We start from the raw sequence: 19,046 nt of genomic DNA, 5'->3' as shown, positions 1-19,046 counted from the left end.
CGCGTGGGCGAGGGGTCGCTCATCAACCGCGGCGTGTACCTCGACAACCGCGGCGGCATCGAGATCGGCCGGCACGTGTCGATCGCGCACGATGCCAAGCTCTACACGATGGGGCACGACCCGACGTTCGCCACCAAATCGGCGCCGATCCGCCTCGATGATCACGCGGTGGTCTTTGCCGGCGCGATGCTGATGCCCGGTGTGCATGTGGGGCAGGGCGCCGTGGTGATGGCCGGCGCGGTCGTGACGAAAGATGTGCCGCCCGGCCGCATGGTCGGCGGCAACCCGGCGGTCGACCTCGGCGAGCGGGGCTGCGTCCCGGCCTACACGCTCAAGCGCCGTTTCTGGTTCGCGCATTGAGCCGGCGCATCGCCATCGTCGACCCGGGCTCCTTCGTGCTGCCCTACGACTTTCATTTGGTGAAGGGACTGGCGGCGAACGGGCGGCCGGTCGACTTCTACGGCTCGACCACCCGCTACAACGGCGAATTCCTGGTGGCGATGCGTGCACTGCCTGGCGTGCAGGTCGTGGCGCGGGCGATCTCCGGCTCGGTCGCGTCCCGCCTCGGGGGCGCGTGGGCCTATGCGCTGCAGCTTGCCAGCGTGCTGCTGCGCGCCGGCCGGTACGGCACGGTGAACCTGCAGTTCAGCGGCTTCTGGCCGCTGGAATGGCTGGTGTTCGCGCTGCTGCGCGGCAAGTTCGTGTTCACCGTGCACAACGCGGTGCCGCATGGTTTCAGCAGCCCGCAGCACGCGCCGACGCGGCGCCTCGCGGACCTGGCGCGCGAGCTGGTCTTCGTCAGCGATGCGACGCGCGACGACTTCCTGCAGCGCTATGGCGAGCGTTACCGCGCCAAGTCGACGGTGCTGCCGCACGGGTTGCTGCCGGTCACGCCGCAGGCCGAGGCCGCGCCTTACGACCGCCCACTCCATGCGGAGGCGCTGGTGTTCTGGGGGCGGGTGCAGCCCTACAAGGGCGTGGAGCTGTTCCGTGCTCTAGCGCAGTCGGCCGAGATCCAGCGCCGCGGCCTGTCGCTGGTGGTCTACGGGGCCTGGTCACCGGGGTTGCATGAACTGCAGGCCGAGTTGCGCAGCAAGGGCGTGGCCCTGCACGACGGCTACCTCGACGACGCACAGCTTCTCTCGCTGCTGGCGCAGAACGCCGTCTTCCTCCTCCCCTACCAGCGCGCCTCGCAGTCCGGCGTGCTGTACGCGCTGCTCAACCACGGCCGGGTCTTCTTCTGCACCGACACCGGCGACCTCGGTGCCTTCATGCGCCGACACGGCCTGGAAGGCCTGCTGCTGCGCGACCGCACGCCCGACGCCGTGCTCGCCTGCCTTGATTTCCTCGCAGCGCACGGGGACGAAGTGCGCCAGAAACTGGCCGCCGCCCAGGACGCCTTGCGCTGGGAGCGGCTGGTGGCCGAGGCCGGCCAGGCCTACCGCGTCTAGCGCCAGCCGGGTGCGACAATCCGCCGCTTCGATCCGCGGCCTTTGCCGCCCTGATCGACCCGCTCACACCCCATGAAAAGACTCCTCAAAGCCGCCCTGGCGCGCGCCGGTTGGGAACTGGCCCGCACCAGCGACCGTGACGCCCAGGCGCTGGCCGACCTGACGCCGGCCGACCGCCAGATCATCCAGCGCGTGTCCCCCTTCACGATGACGAGCCTGGAGCGCCGCGCCAGCCTCATCGGCGCCGTCGACCACATCGTCAAGCACCGCATCGCGGGCGACATCGTCGAGTGCGGCGTCTGGCGCGGCGGCAGCATGATGGCCATCGCGTTCGCGCTGATGGCGCGCGGTGACACCTCGCGCCACCTCTACCTCTACGACACCTTCGAGGGCATGAGCGAGCCCACCGAACACGACAAGGCCTTGAGCGGCGAGCTGGCGCAAACCCAGCTGCAGCGCACCGACCGCGAGCACCCGCTGTGGGCCGTGGCCGGGCTGGACGACGTGAAGGCCAACCTGGCTTCGACCGGCTACCCGGCCGACCGCATCCACTACGTGCAAGGCAAGGTCGAAGACACCATTCCCGCGACGCTGCCGAAGCAGATTGCCCTGCTGCGCCTCGACACCGACTGGTACGAGTCCACCCGCCACGAGCTGCAGCACCTCTACCCGCTGCTCGCCAAACACGGCCCGCTCATCATCGACGACTACGGCCACTGGCAAGGCGCGCGACAGGCGGTGGACGAGTACTTCGCCAACGCCGCCGAGCCGGTGTTCCTGCACCGCGTGGACTACACCGCGCGCCTGCACATCAAGGCATGACGGCGGCTGCAGCACCGAAGCTCTCGCGCACCTTGCCGGCGGTGTATGCCGCGGCGGCGGTGCGCCTGCTGCTGCCGGTGCTGGTGCTGCCCCTGATGGCCACGCGCATGGGGGCCGAGGAGTTCGGCCGCCTCAGCTTCGTGCTGGTGTGGAGTGCGCTGCTGGCGATGGTGGTCGAGGGTGGGTTTCTCGCCGCGGCCACGCGTCTGGCGGTAAACGCCGATGCGCCGCGCCGCTGGGAGCTGGCGCAGCAGGTGTTCAGCGCACGCTGCGTGCTGTGCGTGCCGGCGGTGGCGCTCTCCATCATCGCGGTGCAACTGGCCGGGCAGGGCGGCGAGCCCTGGGCCGACACGCTCACCATTGCCGCACTGGCCTGTGCGCTCGGCTGGCCGGCGACGTGGTACCTGCAAGCGACGCAACAGCTGGCACGCTGGGCGCAGGTGGAGCTGGTGGTCTACGCGCTGCTGATCGCGGCCAGCTGGGCGTTCGCCTACAGCGCGATCGTCTACCTGACGCTGCAACTGATCGCCTCGACGCTGCTGGCCATGCTCGGCTGGTGGTGGCTGCGGCGTGACCTGCCGGGTCAGCAGGGCCTGTGGAGTGCGCCCGCCGTGCGCCCCGGGCTGCGCCTGGGGTGGACGATGATGCCCGTCTCCATCGCCGGGGCCGCGTATTCCTACGCCTTGCCGGCCGCCGCGTCGCTGCAGATGAGCAAGCCCGACCTCGGCACCTACTTCATGGCCGATCGGCTCGTGCGCGCGGTGATCAACGCCGCCGAGCCGGTGTTCGCGGTGGTGTACCCGCGCATCGTCACGCTCTTCCAGCAGGGTGCACGCACGGCGCTGCGCTATGCCGCACGCTGGAGCCTGGGCGGCGCAGCGGTGGGCCTCGCGCTCTATGCACTCGGCGTGGCGGGTTGGCAGCTGATCGAGCCCCTGGTGCTCGACCGTGCGGGTGGCATCGACCTCGCGACCTTGCGCGCCACGATGCTGGTGCTGGGTGCGTTGCTCCCGTTGCTGCTGGGCTGGAAGTTCATCGGCTACTGGATGCTCGGCAGCGGCCGCTTCGACACCGCCTACCGCAGCTGCGTGGTGATCGGCGGCATCGCCGGCACGCTCGGCGCCGCGACCTGGGGCGGTGCGGCCGGCGCCGTCGGCCTCGCCTGGGTCGCGATCGGTGTCGAGCTGCTGGTGATGACGGTCGCGGTGGTGGGCATGTGGCTCACGGCACGCCGCTGAAAAGAAGAGACGAACGATCGTGGGCATCGACATCCACAACCTCAATTTCCTCGCGCACGCGCAAGACCTCGGGGTGCGCTACGAGCGCACGCTGGCCATCGGCCGGCAGGCGCTCTTCATCGAGCCCTTCGAGCTGGAAGACCACCGCCGCCTTCGCGGCCTGCCGCCCCTGGCCGAGCCGGCGCGCGCGGCCGGCGCGCCGCGCTACTTCGAGCCGCTGATGCAGCAGTGGCTCGGCGCACGCGACACCGAGTCGGTGGATGCATCCGCCTACGAGAACGCCACCCACCTCCACGACATGAACCTGCCGTGGCCCGAGCCGAGCGCGCAGCGCGGCGCGTACGACGCCGTGCTCGACTTCGGCTGCCTCGAACACGTCTTCAACTTCCCGGTGGCGTGGCGCAACGTCGTCGACCTGTGCAAGGTCGGCGGCCACGTCTTCCATTCGTTGCCGGCCAACAACCTGTCAGGCCACGGCTTCTACCAGTTCTCGCCCGAGCTCTTCTTCAACCTCTACCGGCGGGAGAACGGCTTCGAGCTGCTCGGCGTGTGGTTCACGGTCAGGGGCGACAGGCGCCACTGGTGGAAGGTGGCGAACCCGATGGACGTGAAGCGGCGCGTGAACCTGTGCAACAGCCATGAGGTCTACATGCTCGTGCTCGCACGCAAGCTGCAAGACATCGGGCCGCTGCCGGCGCCGCAGCAGTCGGACTACGCCCAGGACGAATGGGTCAAGGGCCCGTCGGCGGCCGGTGCCGCCGCGGCGCCGACCGCCCGGCAACGCCTGATCCGGCAATTCGCCGAATGGGGCCTGATCGACGCCCTGCGTGCCGGCCGCGAGCGCCTGCGTGCGATGCGGCGCGCCGGCCTCGACCTGCCGGCACCCGACTACCAGCGTGTGGACGTGCACGCGCTGATCCGCAAACCGAGATGAGCCGACCGCTGCGCGTGCTGCTGCTGTGCGACCGCCTGGACATTGCCGGCGGCGTGGAGCGCTTCGTCTGCACGCTGGCGAACCACCTGGCAGGCGAGGGGCTGGACGTGGCGGTGGGCAGCGTCGCGACGCCGCGCGCCGCGGTGCGTTACCCGCTGGGGTCGGCGGTGCGCGTGCTGGCCGGCAACGATGCCTTGCCTCAGCACGAGGCGCATTCGCGACTCGGGCGGGCATGGCAGCTGCTGCGCACGCAATGGCGCATTGGCCGAACCCTGTCGCGACTGATTCGCAACGACCGGCCCGACGTCGTGCTGCTCAATGGCCTGACGACGGCGTGCTCGGTGCTGCTCTTCAGCGGCCGCTTTGCGTCGCGCATCGTCTGCTGTGACCACAACCACTTCGCGGCGCGCTCGCGGCTGTGGCAGCGCCTGCGCGCATGGCTGTACCCCCGGGTCGCGGCAGTGGTGAGCCTGACCCAGGCCGATGCGCCGCGCTTCCGTGCCATCAACCCACGCACCGAGGTCATCTACAACTGCTCGGCCCTGCAGGCCGACTCGCCAGCGGCTCCGGCACAGCCGATCGTGCTGGCGGTGGGCCGGCATGTGGTGCAGAAGGGATTCGACCTTTTGCTGCGCGCCTGGGCCGAGGTCGCGCGGCAAATGCCCGAGGCACGGCTGCGCATCGTTGGGGACGGGCCTCTGCGTTCCGAACATGAAGCCTTGGCGGTGCACCTCGGCGTGGTGGGCAGCATCGAGTGGCAGGCCCCTACGCCACAGATCGAGCAGCGCTATCGCGAGGCCGCCGTGTTCGTGCTGCCCTCCCGCTACGAAGGCATGCCGCTGGCGCTGCTGGAAGCGCAGGCGCTCGGTGTGCCCGCCGTCGCCTTCGACTGCCCGACCGGCCCGTCCGAGATCCTGACGGCCGAGACCGGCCGGCTGATACCCGCAGGGGACACCTCGGCCCTCGCCGCCGGGCTGGTCGAGCTGCTGTCGTCCGTGTCGCTGCGTGCCGACATGGGCCGCGCCGCCATCGCGCGCAGCCGCGCCGTCTTCAGCCCACAGGAGCACGAGCGCCGCTGGACGGCGCTGCTGCGCGAGGTGGGTGTCAAGCAGGCCTACAGCCAGGCGGTCGCGACATGAGCGAGCGTGTGGTCTCGGTGATCGTGCCCTGCCGCAACGAGCGGCGCTACATCGAGCGCTTCTGCGCCGGGGTGCTGAACCAGCAAGTGCCGCCCGGCTGGCGCCTGCAGCTCGTGATCGCCGACGGCGACAGCGACGATGGCACCCGCGAGCTGCTGCAGCAGCTGAGCGCCCGCGACCCGCGCATCATCTGGATCGCGAACCCGGCACGCATCGTCTCACCCGGCCTCAACGCGGCGCTGAAGGTCGCCGAGGGCGAGATCATCGTGCGCATGGACGTGCACACCGACTACGCCCCGGACTACATCGCGCAGTGCCTTGCGTTGCACGCCGAGACTGGCGCCGACAACGTCGGCGGCCCCTGGCACGCCGTGCCCGACGCCGGTTCCGGCGCCATGCAGCACGCCGTGGCGGCAGCGTTTCAGTCGCGCTGGGTGGCCGGGGGCGCGTCGTCGCGCCGGCTCGATTTCGATGGCTGGGTCGACACGGTCTACCTCGGCAGCTGGCCGCGCCGAACCTTCGAGCGCTTCGGCGGTTTCGACGAGTCGCTCGTGCGCAACCAGGACGACGAGCACAACCTGCGCATCGTCAAGGGCGGCGGCAAGGTCTGGCAGTCGTCGCGCATCCGCAGCACTTACCGGCCGCGTGCGACGCTGTCGCAGGTGTTCCGGCAGTACCTGCAGTACGGTTACTGGAAGCCCTTCGTGATGAAGAAGCATGGGCAGGCGGCCTCCTTGCGCCATCTGGTGCCGAGCCTCTTCGTGGCGGCGCTCGCCGTGCTGGCGCTGCCGGCCTTGTTCGGGATCGTGTGGCCGTTGTTGGCCTTGCTTGCGCTGTATGGCGCTGCCGTGCTGGCGATGACCTTCGCCGTCTGGCAACAGCAGGCCAGCCCGGTGCCCGTGGTGCTGCGCATCCCGGCGGTGATCGCGGCGTATCACCTGGGCTATGGCATCGGCTCGCTGGCCGGTTGGTGGGATGTGTTGCGTGGCGTCACCGGCCGTGCGCGTTTTGCCACCTTGACGAGGTGAACATGGACGACACCTCCGAGGAATCGGCCGAAGCCCAGGCGGTGCGCGAACGCTACGCGCGGCGCACGGCGCAGGACCCGCGCTACAGCCTGCTCAACCCGGCCGCGCTGTGGCCGATGCAGGAGCGGCAGCGTGCGATGCTGGCGCTGTTTCGCCGGCTCGGGTGGCACGACCTGTCGGCCTTGCGCCTGCATGAAGTCGGCTGCGGCAGTGGCAGCAACCTGGTCGAGCTGATCCAGATGGGCTTTGACCCCGCGAAGCTGTCTGGCGTGGAGCTGCTGCCCGAGCGCTATGCGCAGGCGCGCGAGCGTCTGCCGCGGGCCGTGTCTTTGTCGCAAGGGGACGCGCTCGTGCTGAGCCCGGCAGCGTCGAGCGTGGACATCGTGCTGCAGTCCACCGTGTTCTCGTCGCTGCTGGACGATGCCTTCCAGCAGCGCCTGGCCGACGCCATGTGGGGCGCTGTCAAGCCGGGCGGCGGCGTGCTCTGGTACGACTTCACCGTTGACAACCCCCGCAACAAGGATGTGCGCGGCGTGCCGCTCTCACGCGTGCGGCAGCTCTTCCCGCAGGCCCGAGTGACGGCGCAGAAAGTGACGCTCGCGCCGCCCATCGCCCGCGCGGTCGTGCGGGTGCACCCCGCGCTCTACACTCTGTTCAACGCCGTGCCGCTGCTGCGCACCCACGTGCTGTGCTGGCTCGCCAAGCCCTAACCATGACATCCGAGAAGCTGCCCTTCCTGCCGTTCGCCTTGCCTGACATCGGCGAAGAAGAGATCGCCGAGGTGGTGGACACGCTGCGCTCCGGTTGGGTCACCACGGGCCCGAAGACCAAGCGCTTCGAAGAAGATTTCACCGCCTTCCTTGGCAACCCGTCGTTGCAGTCGCTGGCCGTGAACTCGGCCACCGCCGGCCTGCACCTCGCGCTCGAAGCGCTGGGCATCGGCCCGGGCGACGAGGTGATCACGACCACCCACACCTTCACGGCGACCGCGGAGGTGGTGCGCTACCTCGGCGCCGACGTGGTGCTCGTGGACATCGACCCCGCCACCCTGTGCATCGACCCGAAGGCCGTCGAGGCCGCGATCACACCGCGCACCAAGGCCATCCTGCCCGTGCACTACGGCGGCTTGTCCTGCGACATGCCGGCCTTGCTGGCGATCGCGAAGAAGCACGGTCTCAAGGTCGTGGAAGACGCCGCACACGCGCTGCCCACCACCTGTGGCGGCAAGCTCATCGGCACGCTCGAGTCGGACGTGACGGTCTTCAGCTTCTACGCCAACAAGACGATCACCACCGGCGAGGGCGGCATGGTCGTCACCCGCCACGCCGAGCTGGCGAACCGCATGAAGGTGATGCGCCTGCACGGCATGAGCCGCGATGCGTTCGACCGCTTCACCGCCAAGGTGCCGAGCTGGTACTACGAGATCGTGGCGCCGGGGTTCAAGTACAACCTGACCGACATTGCGGCGGCACTCGGCCTGCAGCAGTTGAAGCGGGCTCGCGCGTTCCAGCAGAAGCGCGAAACGCTGGCGCAGCAGTTCAACGCGGCCTTGGCCGACCTGCCGCTCATCACACCGCCGCTGCCGGCACAGGGCGACCTGCACGCCTGGCACCTGTACGTGGTGCGCTTGGCCGACGATGTGGCGCTGCACCGCGACCGGTTCATCGAGTTGCTGTACGAGGCTGGCATCGGCTGCAGCGTGCACTACATTCCGCTGCACCTGCAGCCCTACTGGCGCGACCGCTACGGCCTGACGCCAAACGCTTTCCCGCATTCGCAGAAGGCATTCGAGCGCATGGTGAGCCTGCCGCTGTACACGCGCATGACCGAAGCCGATGTGGACCGGGTCGTGCAGGCGGTGCGCCGCGCGCTGGGTTGAAGACGGGCACGATGGCCAAGCGTCTCTTCGACATCGTGCTGTCGGCCGCCGGCCTGGTGGTGTTGTCGCCGCTCCTGCTGGCCGTCGCGGTGTGGATCAAACTTGATTCGCGTGGGCCGGTGTTCTTCCGCCAGGAGCGCATCGGCCGCCACGGCGTGCCGTTCCGCATCCACAAGTTCCGGACCATGGCGCATGGCGGGCAAGGGGCGCTGATCACCGTCGGCGCCGATCGAAGGATCACGCGTGCGGGCGCCTTCCTGCGGCGGGCCAAGCTCGATGAGCTTCCGCAGCTGATCGACGTGCTGCGGGGTGACATGAGCCTCGTCGGCCCTCGCCCCGAGGTGCCGCGTTATGTGGCGATGTACCCGGCGGTCCTGCGCGACAAAGTGCTCAGCGTGCGCCCCGGCATCACCGATGTGGCCTCGCTGGAGTACCGGGATGAGAGCGAGCGACTGGCGCGGGCCGCTGACCCTGAGCAGGAGTACGTGAACGTCGTGATGCCGGCGAAGCTGCAACTGGCGGCCCAATACGTGGACCGGGCGTCGCTCGCGTTCGACCTGCAGCTGATCCTGCGCACGATGAAGCTGGTGTGGTGGCGATGAGGCAGGACCACGCTGATCCCGGCCTTACCGTATGGCACAAGCTCGACCGTGTGCTGGCGCGATTGCGCCCGCGGCGCCAGCCACTGTCGCTGGTGATCGACGGGCTCGTCATCGCGCTGTGCTGGAACATCACCTACCTCTTCCGCCTGGGCTTCGAGCGCTGGATCAGCGCGCGGCCTTCTTACGATCCGTATGTGATGGTGGGCGTGGTGGCGGTCTACCTGTTGGCCTTCCTGGTGGGCGGCATTCCGCGCGGCATGTGGCGCTTCTCCGGCTTCGACGAGGTGAAGCGGCTCACCATCGCCTGCCTCGGCGCCGGCGCCGCCTGCGCGGTGATGGTCTCGATGGCACGCTTGGCCGAAGTGCCGCGCGCGGTGCTGGCTTTGCACCCGTTCATTGCCTTGATGGGCGTGTGCGTGGTGCGCATCGCGTATCGCATGCTCTATGAACATGCGCGCTCGCGCATCACCGGCAGCGACGTCGAGGTGCGCCGGGCGATCGTGATGGGCGCCGGCGAAGCGGCCAAGCGATTGCTGGCCACCATCCACCAGCAGGGCTGGATCGTGCTCGGGCTGCTGGACGACGACAAGGCCAAGCAGGGCGGCCGCATCGGTGGTGTGCAGGTCATGGGCTCGCTCGCCGATGTGGCGCGCGAGGATGTGCGCGCTGGGGCCACGCACGTGATCGTAGCGCTTCCCGGTGCCACGGCGCCGCAGCGCCGGCGTGCGGTTGATCTTGCGGCGACCACCGGCCTGCCGGTGCTCACCGTGCCGTCGGCAAGCGAACTCCAGGATGGCCGGGCTCACATTGAGCGCGTGCGGAGCATCGAACCGGAAGACCTGCTCGGCCGAGAGCCCGTCGAGCTGGACGAGCGTGGTGTAGCCGAACTGATCTCGGGCAAGACGGTGTTGATCACCGGAGCGGGCGGCTCCATTGGCTCCGAACTGTGCCGGCAGGTGGCGCGTTACGGTCCGTCGCGGCTGGTGCTCTTCGAGCTGAGCGAGCTCGCGCTGTACCAAATCGAACAGCAGCTGTCCGAGCTGCACCCGCATCTGCCGCTGGTGCGGCTGATCGGGGATGTGAAGAGCCTCCAGCAGATCACTCATGCGTGCATGACCTACCGGCCTCAACTCGTGTTCCATGCCGCGGCGTACAAGCACGTGCCGCTGATGGAAGACGAAAACGCGTGGATGGCGCTGCACAACAACACACTCGGGACCTGGCATGCTGCGAACGCTGCGGCGCAATGCGGCGCGGAGCGTTTTGTGCTGATTAGCACCGACAAGGCCGTGAATCCCACCAACGTGATGGGTGCCAGCAAACGCGCTGCAGAAATGTTGCTGTCGCACCTGGCCACTCAGGGACATCGAACGAAGTTCGTTGCGGTGCGTTTTGGCAACGTGCTCGGTTCCAGTGGCAGCGTCATCCCGAAGTTCAAGGAGCAGATCGCCAGAGGCGGGCCGATCACTGTGACCCACCCGGAAATCACACGCTACTTCATGACCATTCCGGAGGCTGCTCGTCTGGTGGTGCAAGCCGCAGCGCTGGCTGAGTCCGGCGAGGTCTATGTCCTCGAAATGGGGGACCCTGTGAAGATCGTGGACCTTGCGCGTGACCTCATCCGCCTGTCGGGACACGGCCCCGGCGAGATCGGCATTGTCTTCAGCGGCTTGCGCCCAGGCGAGAAGTTGTATGAGGAACTGCTTGCTGATGCGGACGACACGCTCGCCTCAGCACACCCGAGACTTCGTATCGCCAAGCTCAAGGCTGATGTGGACGCCCGTTGGGCCAGTTCCCTGCTGGAGTGGCTCACCGCGCTCGACCAAGGAAGACCCGCTGACCATCATCGTGCGCGGCTGCAGGCCTTCATCCCGGAATATCGGCAGTCTCACGGCATGCCATCCTGATAACACTATGAATCGCATCCTGCTCACCGGGGCCGCCGGGTACATCGCGTCCCATACTTGGCTAGCCCTGCAGGCCGCGGGCTTCGAGGTGTTGGGGGTCGACAACTTCGCCAACAGTTCGCCGAATGTGCTTGAACGGCTGCAGCGGCTAGCAGGTCGCTCACTGGCCTTCGTGCGAGCCGATGTGTGCGACCCGGTGGCCATGCGGCGCATCTTCGATGGCGCCGGCATTGACGCGGTAGTTCATTTCGCCGCGCACAAGGCCGTGGGCGAGTCGACGCAGAAGCCGATCGAGTACTACCGCAATAACCTCGGCGGGCTGGTCAACGTGCTTGAGGCGATGCAGGCCCATGGCGTCCAACGCCTCGTCTTCAGCTCGTCGGCAACTGTTTACGGTCAGCCCGAGCGCTTGCCATTGACTGAGGATGCCAAGCTGTCTGCGACCAATCCCTACGGGACGACGAAACTGTTAGGCGAACAGCTGCTGCGAGAGTTCGAGCACTTCACGCCTGGCTGGGGGATCGCCTACCTTCGCTACTTCAATCCCGTGGGGGCGCACGAGAGTGGCGAGATAGGCGAAGACCCGAGGGGCGTCCCGAACAACCTGGTGCCCTACGTATCGCAGGTGGCGCTGGGCACGCGCCCCTTCCTGCAGGTGTATGGAAATGACTACGACACGCCGGACGGGACTGGCGTGCGCGACTACATCCACGTGATGGATCTCGCCGAGGGGCATGTGGCCGCGTTGCGCCACCTGCTAGGCCACGGCAGTTCCATGACGGTCAACCTTGGCACTGGCCGTGGACACAGTGTGATGGAAGTGATCCGCGCCTTCGAACGGGCGAGCGGCCGCTCGGTGCCCTATCGTGTGACGACGCGGCGCAGCGGCGATGTAGCTGCATGCTATGCGGATGTCAGTCTGGCTCGCTCGCTATTAGGATGGACCGCGTCCCGCGAGCTAGACCAGATGTGCGCAGATGCGTGGCGTTGGCAGAGCCGCAACCCTTTTGGCTTCGGCGACCTGCCTAGCGCCTGAAGACGAGCCACTTTGGCGTCTTGAACCTTACGATGCTCCAGTAGAGCAGCACGTAGCAGACGATGAAAAGCAGGAGGAAGCAGGCCAGTACCCCTGGCTTGTTCCACCAGAGTACGGCCGGGACCACCGAGGCCAAGCAGAGCAGCCAGAGGTAGGGAGACGTCATAGAGTTGCGGACAGCCTTCCGGCGATCTGCAGGCGCTTCTACCATGAGGCGCATAAGCCGCTTGTAGATGAGCATGTGTAGGTGGATGCCGTCAGGAACACCTGGGGAGATGCCCCGAAGCCACTTCTTACGGTAGATCGAGAACAGCGTCTCGAAAACCGGATAGGCGCACAGCAGCAGGATGAAGAGTGGTGACACCTGCGGGTTGCGGTGTAGGAGTAGTACGCCTAGTTCCGCGAGCATGAAGCCCAGGAAGTAGGCGCCGCCGTCACCGAGAAAGATGAGGCCGGCCGGAAAGTTCCAGACGAAGAAGCCTGCCACGGCGCCGATGAGGGTTAGTGCGCCCCAAAGGACCAGCATGTCGCCAACCTGGAACGCCACGTAGGCGATGGCCGTTAACATCATGAGCACGCACATGGCGGCCAGGCCGTTGAAGCCGTCGATGATGTTTACGGCGTTGGCGACGCCCGTCACCACGAAGATCGTGATGGCGATGGCAAAGGGCGCCCATGGCATTGCGAGGTCCATGCCCGGAATGTCGGTGCGCGTCAGCGCTGCATCGAGCCACCAGATCGCTAGGGCGGCCGACGTCGCCGTGAAGAAGAGGCGGCGGCGCGGCGATACGTTCTTCGTGAGGTCTTCGGCCACGCCCGACATGAAGGCGGGCAGGCCGGCTGCGAGCAGCAGCCACAGCTTTACGTGATCAGGCCGGTTGCCCAACTGGGCCACGATCGCACCAACAAGCACGCCCGCAAGGATGGCCACGCCACCGATGCGAGGCACAGGCTTGGTGTGAAACTTCTGAGGGCCCGAGAGCTGGTGATCACCCCACTTTCCGGAGTGGCGTGCTGCGGAACGCACTAGCACCGTGGCCACAAACAGAGAAGCAAGAAAGCTGAAGACAAGTAGCGACATGTCGGACGTCACGCTCGGGCGTGATCTTGACGGGAGGGCCCCCCGGGAAGGAAGCGATCTTACGCGCAGGGTATGTCAGCCGGCACATGCCTCGTCGATTCGCAGACAATGTGTGCCACCATGGAGAGCGGGTTCGCACAGCAGGTACGGGACGGGCTCGCGCACAGCGAGTCCTTGGTCGAGCGCGAGCTCGCTGGATGGCTTCGCTCCGGGGCTATCGGCGCCGGAGACGGCTGGCGATTGCTCCGCTACCAGCGCAAGATCGACGTGGCTCACGAGGTCTTCGTCTCCTACGACGAGCGCATTGAGAAGGCGGTAGACGCTCGGCCGATCACGCAGGACGGATACCTCGGCCTCGCGCTGGTCTTCCTGTCTGCGGCCACCCGTGAAGCCGGGATCGAGGAAGCCTCCCGGGCTCGACTCCTCGCCTGGGTGAATTCGGCCTGCAACGCGCTCGACCACTTGGCGCGTCCTCCGCAGGTCCTGGTGGACGAGCTGGAACGGGAGTGCCGCAGGGGACTGCCGACGTGAAGACCTTGCCGCTGACCGTGCTCTTCCATGAAGGGCCGATGGCACGCGCCTACCTCGGGATGCTTGCGGCGGAGGGCCTGCGCGTCGAACGAATCGTGCGAATGGTGGGCCGTCGCGATCCTGCCCGTCGCCGCCCGATCGCCCCGTGGCTGCCCTCGGGCTTCCGGCGAGGCCTGGCAGCGCTCGTCCAGGATCGGCAGATGAACCACTGGCCCCGTGAACTGCGTCGTCGCCACCGTGACCTGTGCGAGGGCTGGTGGCGAGAGCTCGCCGCAGCCTGGTCGTATCCGCCCGGGATCTTCGAGCACCTTGTGGGTCCTTCCGGCGATGTCGACCGGGCCGACTCGGTAGATGAACTCTTCATCGACGGCCTTGGGGACCCAGTCCTGGAGCAGCATCTCCGACGTCTGCCGGGGCGCAATGCGGTGCTCTTCACCGGTGGCGGCATGGTGCCGGCGTCCTTGCTGTCTATCCCGTCGTGCCGTTTTATTCACGTGCATCCGGGCCACCTTCCGCACGTCCGGGGAGCCGACGGGCTGCTGTGGTCGATCTTGCTGCGCGGGCGGCCCGGTGCGACCGCCTTCTACATGGACGCAGGCCTGGACACCGGTGACGTGATCCTGGCCCGTGACCTCGAGGTGCTCCCCGTTCCGCGAGCCTTCGCCGAACTCGACGTGCTCACCGGATACAGAATGCTCTATGCCTACGTCGATCCGCTGCTGCGTGCGGTCCTCCTGCGCGAGATCGTGCGTCGACATCCGACCGGCCTGGCCGACCTGCCGACGAAGGCCCAAGCCGCGGGCGAGGGCACGACCTTCCACTTCATGAACGAGCGCCTGCGCCGTGTCGCGTTCCAGCGCCTCGTCGACCTGTCCCATGAACGTGCCGATCCAGTCGTCTGACCGGGTCCCGCCTGCGATTGCACAGGCGGTAATACTCGGCGCCGGTCCTCCGGCGCGTGGGCAGCGGCCGGCCGCCCTGAACAGCCTTGGCGCGAACGGTCGTGTGCTGGACTGGCTGGTGGGGGCGTTGCGTGCGGCCGTCGATGACGTGCTGTTCGTGGGCGGATACGGCCTGCAGGAGATCTTGGGCGACTATCCCGCCTTGCCTGTCGCGCTCAACCCGGCCTGGGCTACGACCGGACCGGTGGGCTCACTCCTTCGCGCGGATGTGGGCCGCAAGGCTGGTGCCTGCCTCGTCAGCTATGCCGACATCCTGTACCGCGACACGCTCGTGCATGAGCTGCGAGTTCACCCGGCCGACACTGTGATCGCCATCGACACACGCTGGCGTGAGCGCTACGAGGGCCGTTCGGCTGCCGACATCGCCTTGGCCGAGGTTGTCGCGCTGGAAGGAGGGCGCGTCGCGGGGGCGCGTGGGCGCTTCGTGCCTGGCCGCACCTTGTCCCCCGATGCAGAGTTCGTGGGCTTGGCCAAGCTGGGCCCGGCAGCGCTTGCGTGGCTTGCCACTCGTGCCTCCGACCCAGACCTTGCCCGTTGGGACATGCCACGGTTGTTCGAGGCGCTGCTGGCCGACGGCGTGCCGATCTCGGTGGTGGACTGTCGTGGCGACTGGGCCGAGCTCAATGCCGCGCAGGATGTAGCCCACTTCGTGCTGGGCACGAAGGCCCAGACGCTGGAGCGCTTGAGGCCAATGGTCACGCGCAGCCGCATCGGTCAGCAGGTCAGCTTCACCGTCGGCGAGTGGCGCGAGCACTCTTCCCGTTGTCTGGACTGGCTGCTCGAAGCCTTTCCGTCCGGTCAGGTCGCCGTGCGCAGCAGCGCACTCGACGAAGACGGCTTCAGGGCCTCGTCCGCCGGTCGCTACGAGAGCGTGCTGTCGGTCCCGTGCGATGACGAAATCGCGCTGCGCGGAGCCGTTGAGCGGGTGATCCTGTCCTATGGCGAACCGAATCCCGCACACCAAGTGCTGGTGCAGCGAATGCTGACCGACGTCGCGCTGAGCGGGGTGGTTATGACACGTACCCTGGCGCACGGGGCGCCCTATCGGGTGGTCAATTACGACGCTACCAGCGGCACTTCGGACTCGGTCACCTCGGGGCGTAGCGGCGAGCTGCGGACGCTCTACCTGCACCGCGACACGACCGAACTCCCGCGGGAGTGCCCAGCCGGGCTGGGGGCACTGTTGCCGGCGGTCCTGGAACTCGAGCAGCTTGTCGGGCACGATTGCCTCGACATCGAGTTCATCGTGTCCTCCGACGGCACGGTGCACGTACTGCAGATCCGCCCGATCGTGGTGAACCGTGGCCACTGGCGGGGCAGTGACGAGCTGGTGCGTTCGGCGATCGACGAGGCGCGCGAGGCCTTCCTGCGTCTCCAGGCGCCGGGCGCCGGCGTGCTTGGCACGCGCACGATCTTCAGCGTGATGAGCGACTGGAACCCCGCCGAGATGATCGGCACCCGTCCTGATCGCCTCGCGTACTCGCTTTATGCCGAACTCGTGACCCGTGACGTCTGGGCCACCCAGCGGGCCGAGTACGGCTACCGAGATCTGCGCTCGACGCCGCTCATGCATAGCTTTGGCGGGCATCCGTACATCGACGTGCGAGCCTCCTTCAATAGCTTCGTGCCAGCGGTGCTCGACGACTCTCTGGCAGCCCGCCTGGTCGAGCACTACCTGGACCTGCTGTCGGCTCGGCCCGCTCTGCACGACAAGGTCGAGTTCGAGATCGTACTGAGCTGCCTCGATCTGGCTTTCGATGCACGGGCGAAGGAGCTCGCCACAGCAGGCTTCCGATCCGACGAGATCGCATCCCTGCGCGATGCGTTGCGACGGCTCACGCGCGATGCGATCGACCGTGTGGACGGCGATCTGCGAGCCGTCGACCGCCTGGTCGGCATGCAACGGGTCGTGCATGACGACGGCGCGCCTTCACTGCGGCGTGCGCTTGCGCTGGTCGACGATTGCCGCAGGTACGGCACCTTGCCCTTCGCCCATCTGGCCCGCTCGGCTTTCGTTGCCACCGCTTGGCTGCGATCGGCTGTCGAAGTCGGGGTGATCTCCGACGACGACCGCTCGGCTTACCTCCGGAGCGTCGATACTGTGGCCTCCACCTTTCGCGACGCCAGCGCACAGCTGAGGGCGGGGCGTCTGTCGCAGGCGGCGTTCCTCGAACGTTATGGCCACCTGCGCCCGGGTACCTATGACGTCACGGTGCCCAGCTATGCCGAGGCGCCGGAGCGCTACCTGCTCTCGGGTGCCGCGGGCTCCGAACCCGTTCTGACGACGAACGGGCAGGGCCTGTCGTGGTCTGCCGCAACGCGGCGCCGCTTTGCGGGCGCACTCGGTGCGCTCGGTCTGCCGGACGATTTCGAGACGCTCGACCGATTTATGCGTACTGCCATCGCGGGCCGCGAGCGGGCCAAGCACGTCTTCACCCGCAGTCTCAGCCAGGCCTTGGACCTTCTCGCGGCCGTCGGCGAGCGGGCAGGGATGTCGCGCGCGCAGATCTCCCGGCTGACCGTCGGGGACTTGCGCGCCTGGGCGGAAGGACTGTGGGTTGGACGCGCCGGCGAGCACTTACGCGTACGCTGCGAGGAAGGTGAACTGGCCGCCGAACTTGCACTCGGCATCGAATTGCCACCGCTGATCGTGTCGGTGCAGGACTTCGGCGGGTTTCTCCATCCCCAGTCGGCAGGCAACTTCATCGGCGGCCTTGCCGTGACCGCACCGGTGGTTCGCCTTGATGCGGGCGATGGCACGACGCCAGATCTGAACGGTCGTGTGGTCGTCATCCGGCAGGCCGATCCCGGGCATGACTGGCTCTTCGCGCAGGGCATCGCCGGCTTGGTGACCGCCTACGGAGGGGCGAACTCGCACATGGCGGTTCGCGCGGCTGAGTTCGGCCTGCCCGCTGCAGTGGGTGTGGGCGAGGAGTGGTTCGACCGCCTGACCACGGGCACCCGGCTGGTGCTCGACTGCCGGCAGCGCACGCTCGCCGTTCTGCCATGAAGAAAATCGCCCTGAGCCAGCGTGTCGCCGAGGAGAGCCGCTACTCGGAGCGGCGCGACGCCCTCGATCAGCGCTGGCCTGTGCTGCTCGAAAGACTGGGCCTGGTCGCGGTGCCGGTACCGAACGGCTTGCTCGATCCGGTGGCCTGGGCCCGCTCCCTGGGCATCGAGGGCCTGCTGCTCACGGGCGGCAACGACCTCGGCATGGCGCTGGCATCGCGCGGCACCGCCTCGGAACGAGATCGGACCGAGGCGCTGTTGCTGGATGAGGCAGAGGACGCTCGGTGGCCGGTCCTGGGCGTGTGCCGGGGCATGCAGATGATGAATGTCCACCTGGGCGGCGCAGTCGCCCCAGTGCAAGGCCATGTCGCCGTTCGCCACACCCTGCTGCGGAGCGCGCACACAGCGCAGATCCTCGGCCATGTCGCACCGGCGGTGCTGGAGGTAAACAGTTACCACGGGTTCGCGATCGCCCGAGAAGGCCTGGGTGCTGCCTGCCGGCCGCTCTACCACGACCAGGACGGCCACGTCGAGGCAATGGCCCATGCAAGCCTTCCTTGGCTCGGCGTGATGTGGCACCCCGAGCGCGAACCCTCCCCGACCCCGTTCGACCACATGCTTCTTTCACGACTCTTCGCAACCCCATGACCCGAGTCGTAATCCTGGCTGCCGGCGAAGGCACCCGCCTGCGGCCGCACACCGACCACCTGCCCAAGACGCTCGTGCCCTTGCTGGGGCAGTCGCTGCTCGCGCGCCAGATGTCGGTCCTGGCGCGTGCAGGTGTCAGCGACCTCAGCCTCGTCGTGGGATACCACGCCGAGTGCCTTTCCGGCCTCGGCCCGCGTGTCTTCCTGAACGAACGTTACGGACAGACCAACATGGTGGCCAGCCTGTACTGCGCCAAGGCCCTCTTCGATGGCAGCGACGACGTGTTGGTCGCCTATGGCGATATCGTCTACGAACCGCGTGTGCTCGCTGCCATGCTGGCCTCGCGCGCACCGGTGTCCGTGATGGTGGACCTGGGGTGGTGGGACCTGTGGAGCCTGCGCATGGACGACCCGCTCGCGGATGCCGAGACCCTGAAGCTCGCACCCTCCGGTGCCGTCGTCGAGCTCGGCCGCAAGCCACGCACCCTGGAGGACGTCGAGGGCCAGTACACGGGCCTGTTCAGGGTCGACCGTGCGTTCGCGGGCGACTTCCTATCGCGCTACGAATCGCTGATGCAGGCGCCTTCGTTCGAAGGACAGCCGACAGAGAAGATGTTCATGACCTCGTATCTGCAGCACCTGATCGACGATGGGGTGACGGTACAGGCGGTGCCCTTGCAACACGGCTGGCTGGAGGTCGACACGGTGTCCGACCTGGCCCGCTACGAGGCGGCCGCTGCGCAGGGCACGCTCGTGCGCCTATACGACGGGGCCGCCTGA

At 67.7% G+C, this 19,046-nt stretch carries 17 protein-coding genes and 1 pseudogene; 17 read left to right on the top strand and 1 reads right to left on the bottom strand.

Translation table 11 applies throughout. The features are described from left to right. The 12 genes and pseudogenes from JI745_RS09575 to galE all read left to right on the top strand — a co-directional run. Positions 1-360: pseudogene (locus JI745_RS09575) on the top strand (acyltransferase); the annotation flags it as partial. Beyond that, positions 357-1,451 (top strand): glycosyltransferase family 4 protein, encoded by a 1,095-nt coding sequence (locus JI745_RS09570; RefSeq protein ID WP_201805697.1) that lies wholly within the window; start codon positions 357-359, stop codon positions 1,449-1,451. The pseudogene JI745_RS09575 and the gene JI745_RS09570, both read left to right, overlap by 4 nt. 72 nt (positions 1,452-1,523) lie before the next feature. Further along, entirely contained in the window at positions 1,524-2,273 is a 750-nt protein-coding gene (locus JI745_RS09565) for a TylF/MycF/NovP-related O-methyltransferase (RefSeq protein ID WP_201805695.1), read from the top strand. After that, entirely contained in the window at positions 2,270-3,511 is a 1,242-nt protein-coding gene (locus tag JI745_RS09560) for an oligosaccharide flippase family protein (protein WP_201805693.1), read from the top strand. Before JI745_RS09565 ends, JI745_RS09560 begins: the two co-directional genes overlap by 4 nt. A 19-nt stretch (positions 3,512-3,530) precedes the next feature. Continuing rightward, on the top strand, positions 3,531-4,445 hold the full coding sequence (locus tag JI745_RS09555) for a hypothetical protein (protein ID WP_201805691.1): 915 nt from the start codon (positions 3,531-3,533) through the stop codon (positions 4,443-4,445). Continuing rightward, entirely contained in the window at positions 4,442-5,584 is a 1,143-nt protein-coding gene (locus JI745_RS09550) for a glycosyltransferase family 4 protein (protein WP_201805689.1), read from the top strand. Before JI745_RS09555 ends, JI745_RS09550 begins: the two co-directional genes overlap by 4 nt. Then, entirely contained in the window at positions 5,581-6,612 is a 1,032-nt protein-coding gene (locus JI745_RS09545; RefSeq protein ID WP_201805687.1) for a glycosyltransferase family 2 protein, read from the top strand. Before JI745_RS09550 ends, JI745_RS09545 begins: the two co-directional genes overlap by 4 nt. A gap of 2 nt (positions 6,613-6,614) precedes the next feature. Next, complete coding sequence (locus JI745_RS09540; protein WP_201805686.1) at positions 6,615-7,322, top strand: class I SAM-dependent methyltransferase; 708 nt, start codon at positions 6,615-6,617, stop codon at positions 7,320-7,322. 2 nt (positions 7,323-7,324) lie between these two features. Next, on the top strand, positions 7,325-8,491 hold the full coding sequence (locus JI745_RS09535; RefSeq protein ID WP_201805685.1) for a DegT/DnrJ/EryC1/StrS aminotransferase family protein: 1,167 nt from the start codon (positions 7,325-7,327) through the stop codon (positions 8,489-8,491). 11 nt (positions 8,492-8,502) lie between these two features. Then, positions 8,503-9,093 carry a sugar transferase gene (locus JI745_RS09530; RefSeq protein WP_201805684.1) on the top strand — a complete coding sequence of 197 codons (591 nt, stop codon included), beginning with the start codon at positions 8,503-8,505 and terminating at the stop codon, positions 9,091-9,093. Next, positions 9,090-11,000 carry a nucleoside-diphosphate sugar epimerase/dehydratase gene (locus tag JI745_RS09525; protein ID WP_201805683.1) on the top strand — a complete coding sequence of 637 codons (1,911 nt, stop codon included), beginning with the start codon at positions 9,090-9,092 and terminating at the stop codon, positions 10,998-11,000. The genes JI745_RS09530 and JI745_RS09525 overlap by 4 nt, the downstream gene beginning before the upstream one ends. 7 nt (positions 11,001-11,007) lie before the next feature. Beyond that, positions 11,008-12,036: a UDP-glucose 4-epimerase GalE gene (gene galE / locus JI745_RS09520; protein ID WP_201805682.1), complete on the top strand. Its 1,029-nt coding sequence runs from the start codon at positions 11,008-11,010 to the stop codon at positions 12,034-12,036. Here the strand turns inward: galE and JI745_RS09515 are convergent. After that, positions 12,026-13,129, bottom strand: a complete 1,104-nt coding sequence (locus tag JI745_RS09515; protein WP_310738555.1) for a glycosyltransferase — start codon at positions 13,127-13,129, stop codon at positions 12,026-12,028. The two genes, galE and JI745_RS09515, sit on opposite strands and share 11 nt — an antisense overlap. A gap of 108 nt (positions 13,130-13,237) precedes the next feature. Between JI745_RS09515 and JI745_RS09510 the strand changes: the two genes are divergently transcribed. From JI745_RS09510 to JI745_RS09490, 5 genes are read left to right on the top strand one after another with little or no spacing between them, the layout of a single operon-like run. After that, on the top strand, positions 13,238-13,648 hold the full coding sequence (locus JI745_RS09510) for a hypothetical protein (protein WP_201805681.1): 411 nt from the start codon (positions 13,238-13,240) through the stop codon (positions 13,646-13,648). Next, on the top strand, positions 13,645-14,550 hold the full coding sequence (locus tag JI745_RS09505; protein ID WP_201805680.1) for a formyltransferase family protein: 906 nt from the start codon (positions 13,645-13,647) through the stop codon (positions 14,548-14,550). The genes JI745_RS09510 and JI745_RS09505 overlap by 4 nt, the downstream gene beginning before the upstream one ends. After that, positions 14,525-17,620 (top strand): PEP-utilizing enzyme, encoded by a 3,096-nt coding sequence (locus JI745_RS09500; RefSeq protein WP_201805679.1) that lies wholly within the window; start codon positions 14,525-14,527, stop codon positions 17,618-17,620. Before JI745_RS09505 ends, JI745_RS09500 begins: the two co-directional genes overlap by 26 nt. Further along, positions 17,617-18,267, top strand: coding sequence for a gamma-glutamyl-gamma-aminobutyrate hydrolase family protein (locus JI745_RS09495; protein WP_201805677.1), 651 nt, complete (start codon positions 17,617-17,619; stop codon positions 18,265-18,267). The genes JI745_RS09500 and JI745_RS09495 overlap by 4 nt, the downstream gene beginning before the upstream one ends. Continuing rightward, positions 18,264-19,046, top strand: a complete 783-nt coding sequence (locus tag JI745_RS09490) for an NTP transferase domain-containing protein (protein WP_201805675.1) — start codon at positions 18,264-18,266, stop codon at positions 19,044-19,046. The genes JI745_RS09495 and JI745_RS09490 overlap by 4 nt, the downstream gene beginning before the upstream one ends.

It is taken from the genome of Piscinibacter sp. HJYY11, from assembly GCF_016735515.1.
Lineage (GTDB): Bacteria > Pseudomonadota > Gammaproteobacteria > Burkholderiales > Burkholderiaceae_C > Rhizobacter.
The sequence above is the reverse complement of the archived record's forward strand: the minus strand, read 5'-3'. Positions and strand labels throughout refer to the sequence as shown.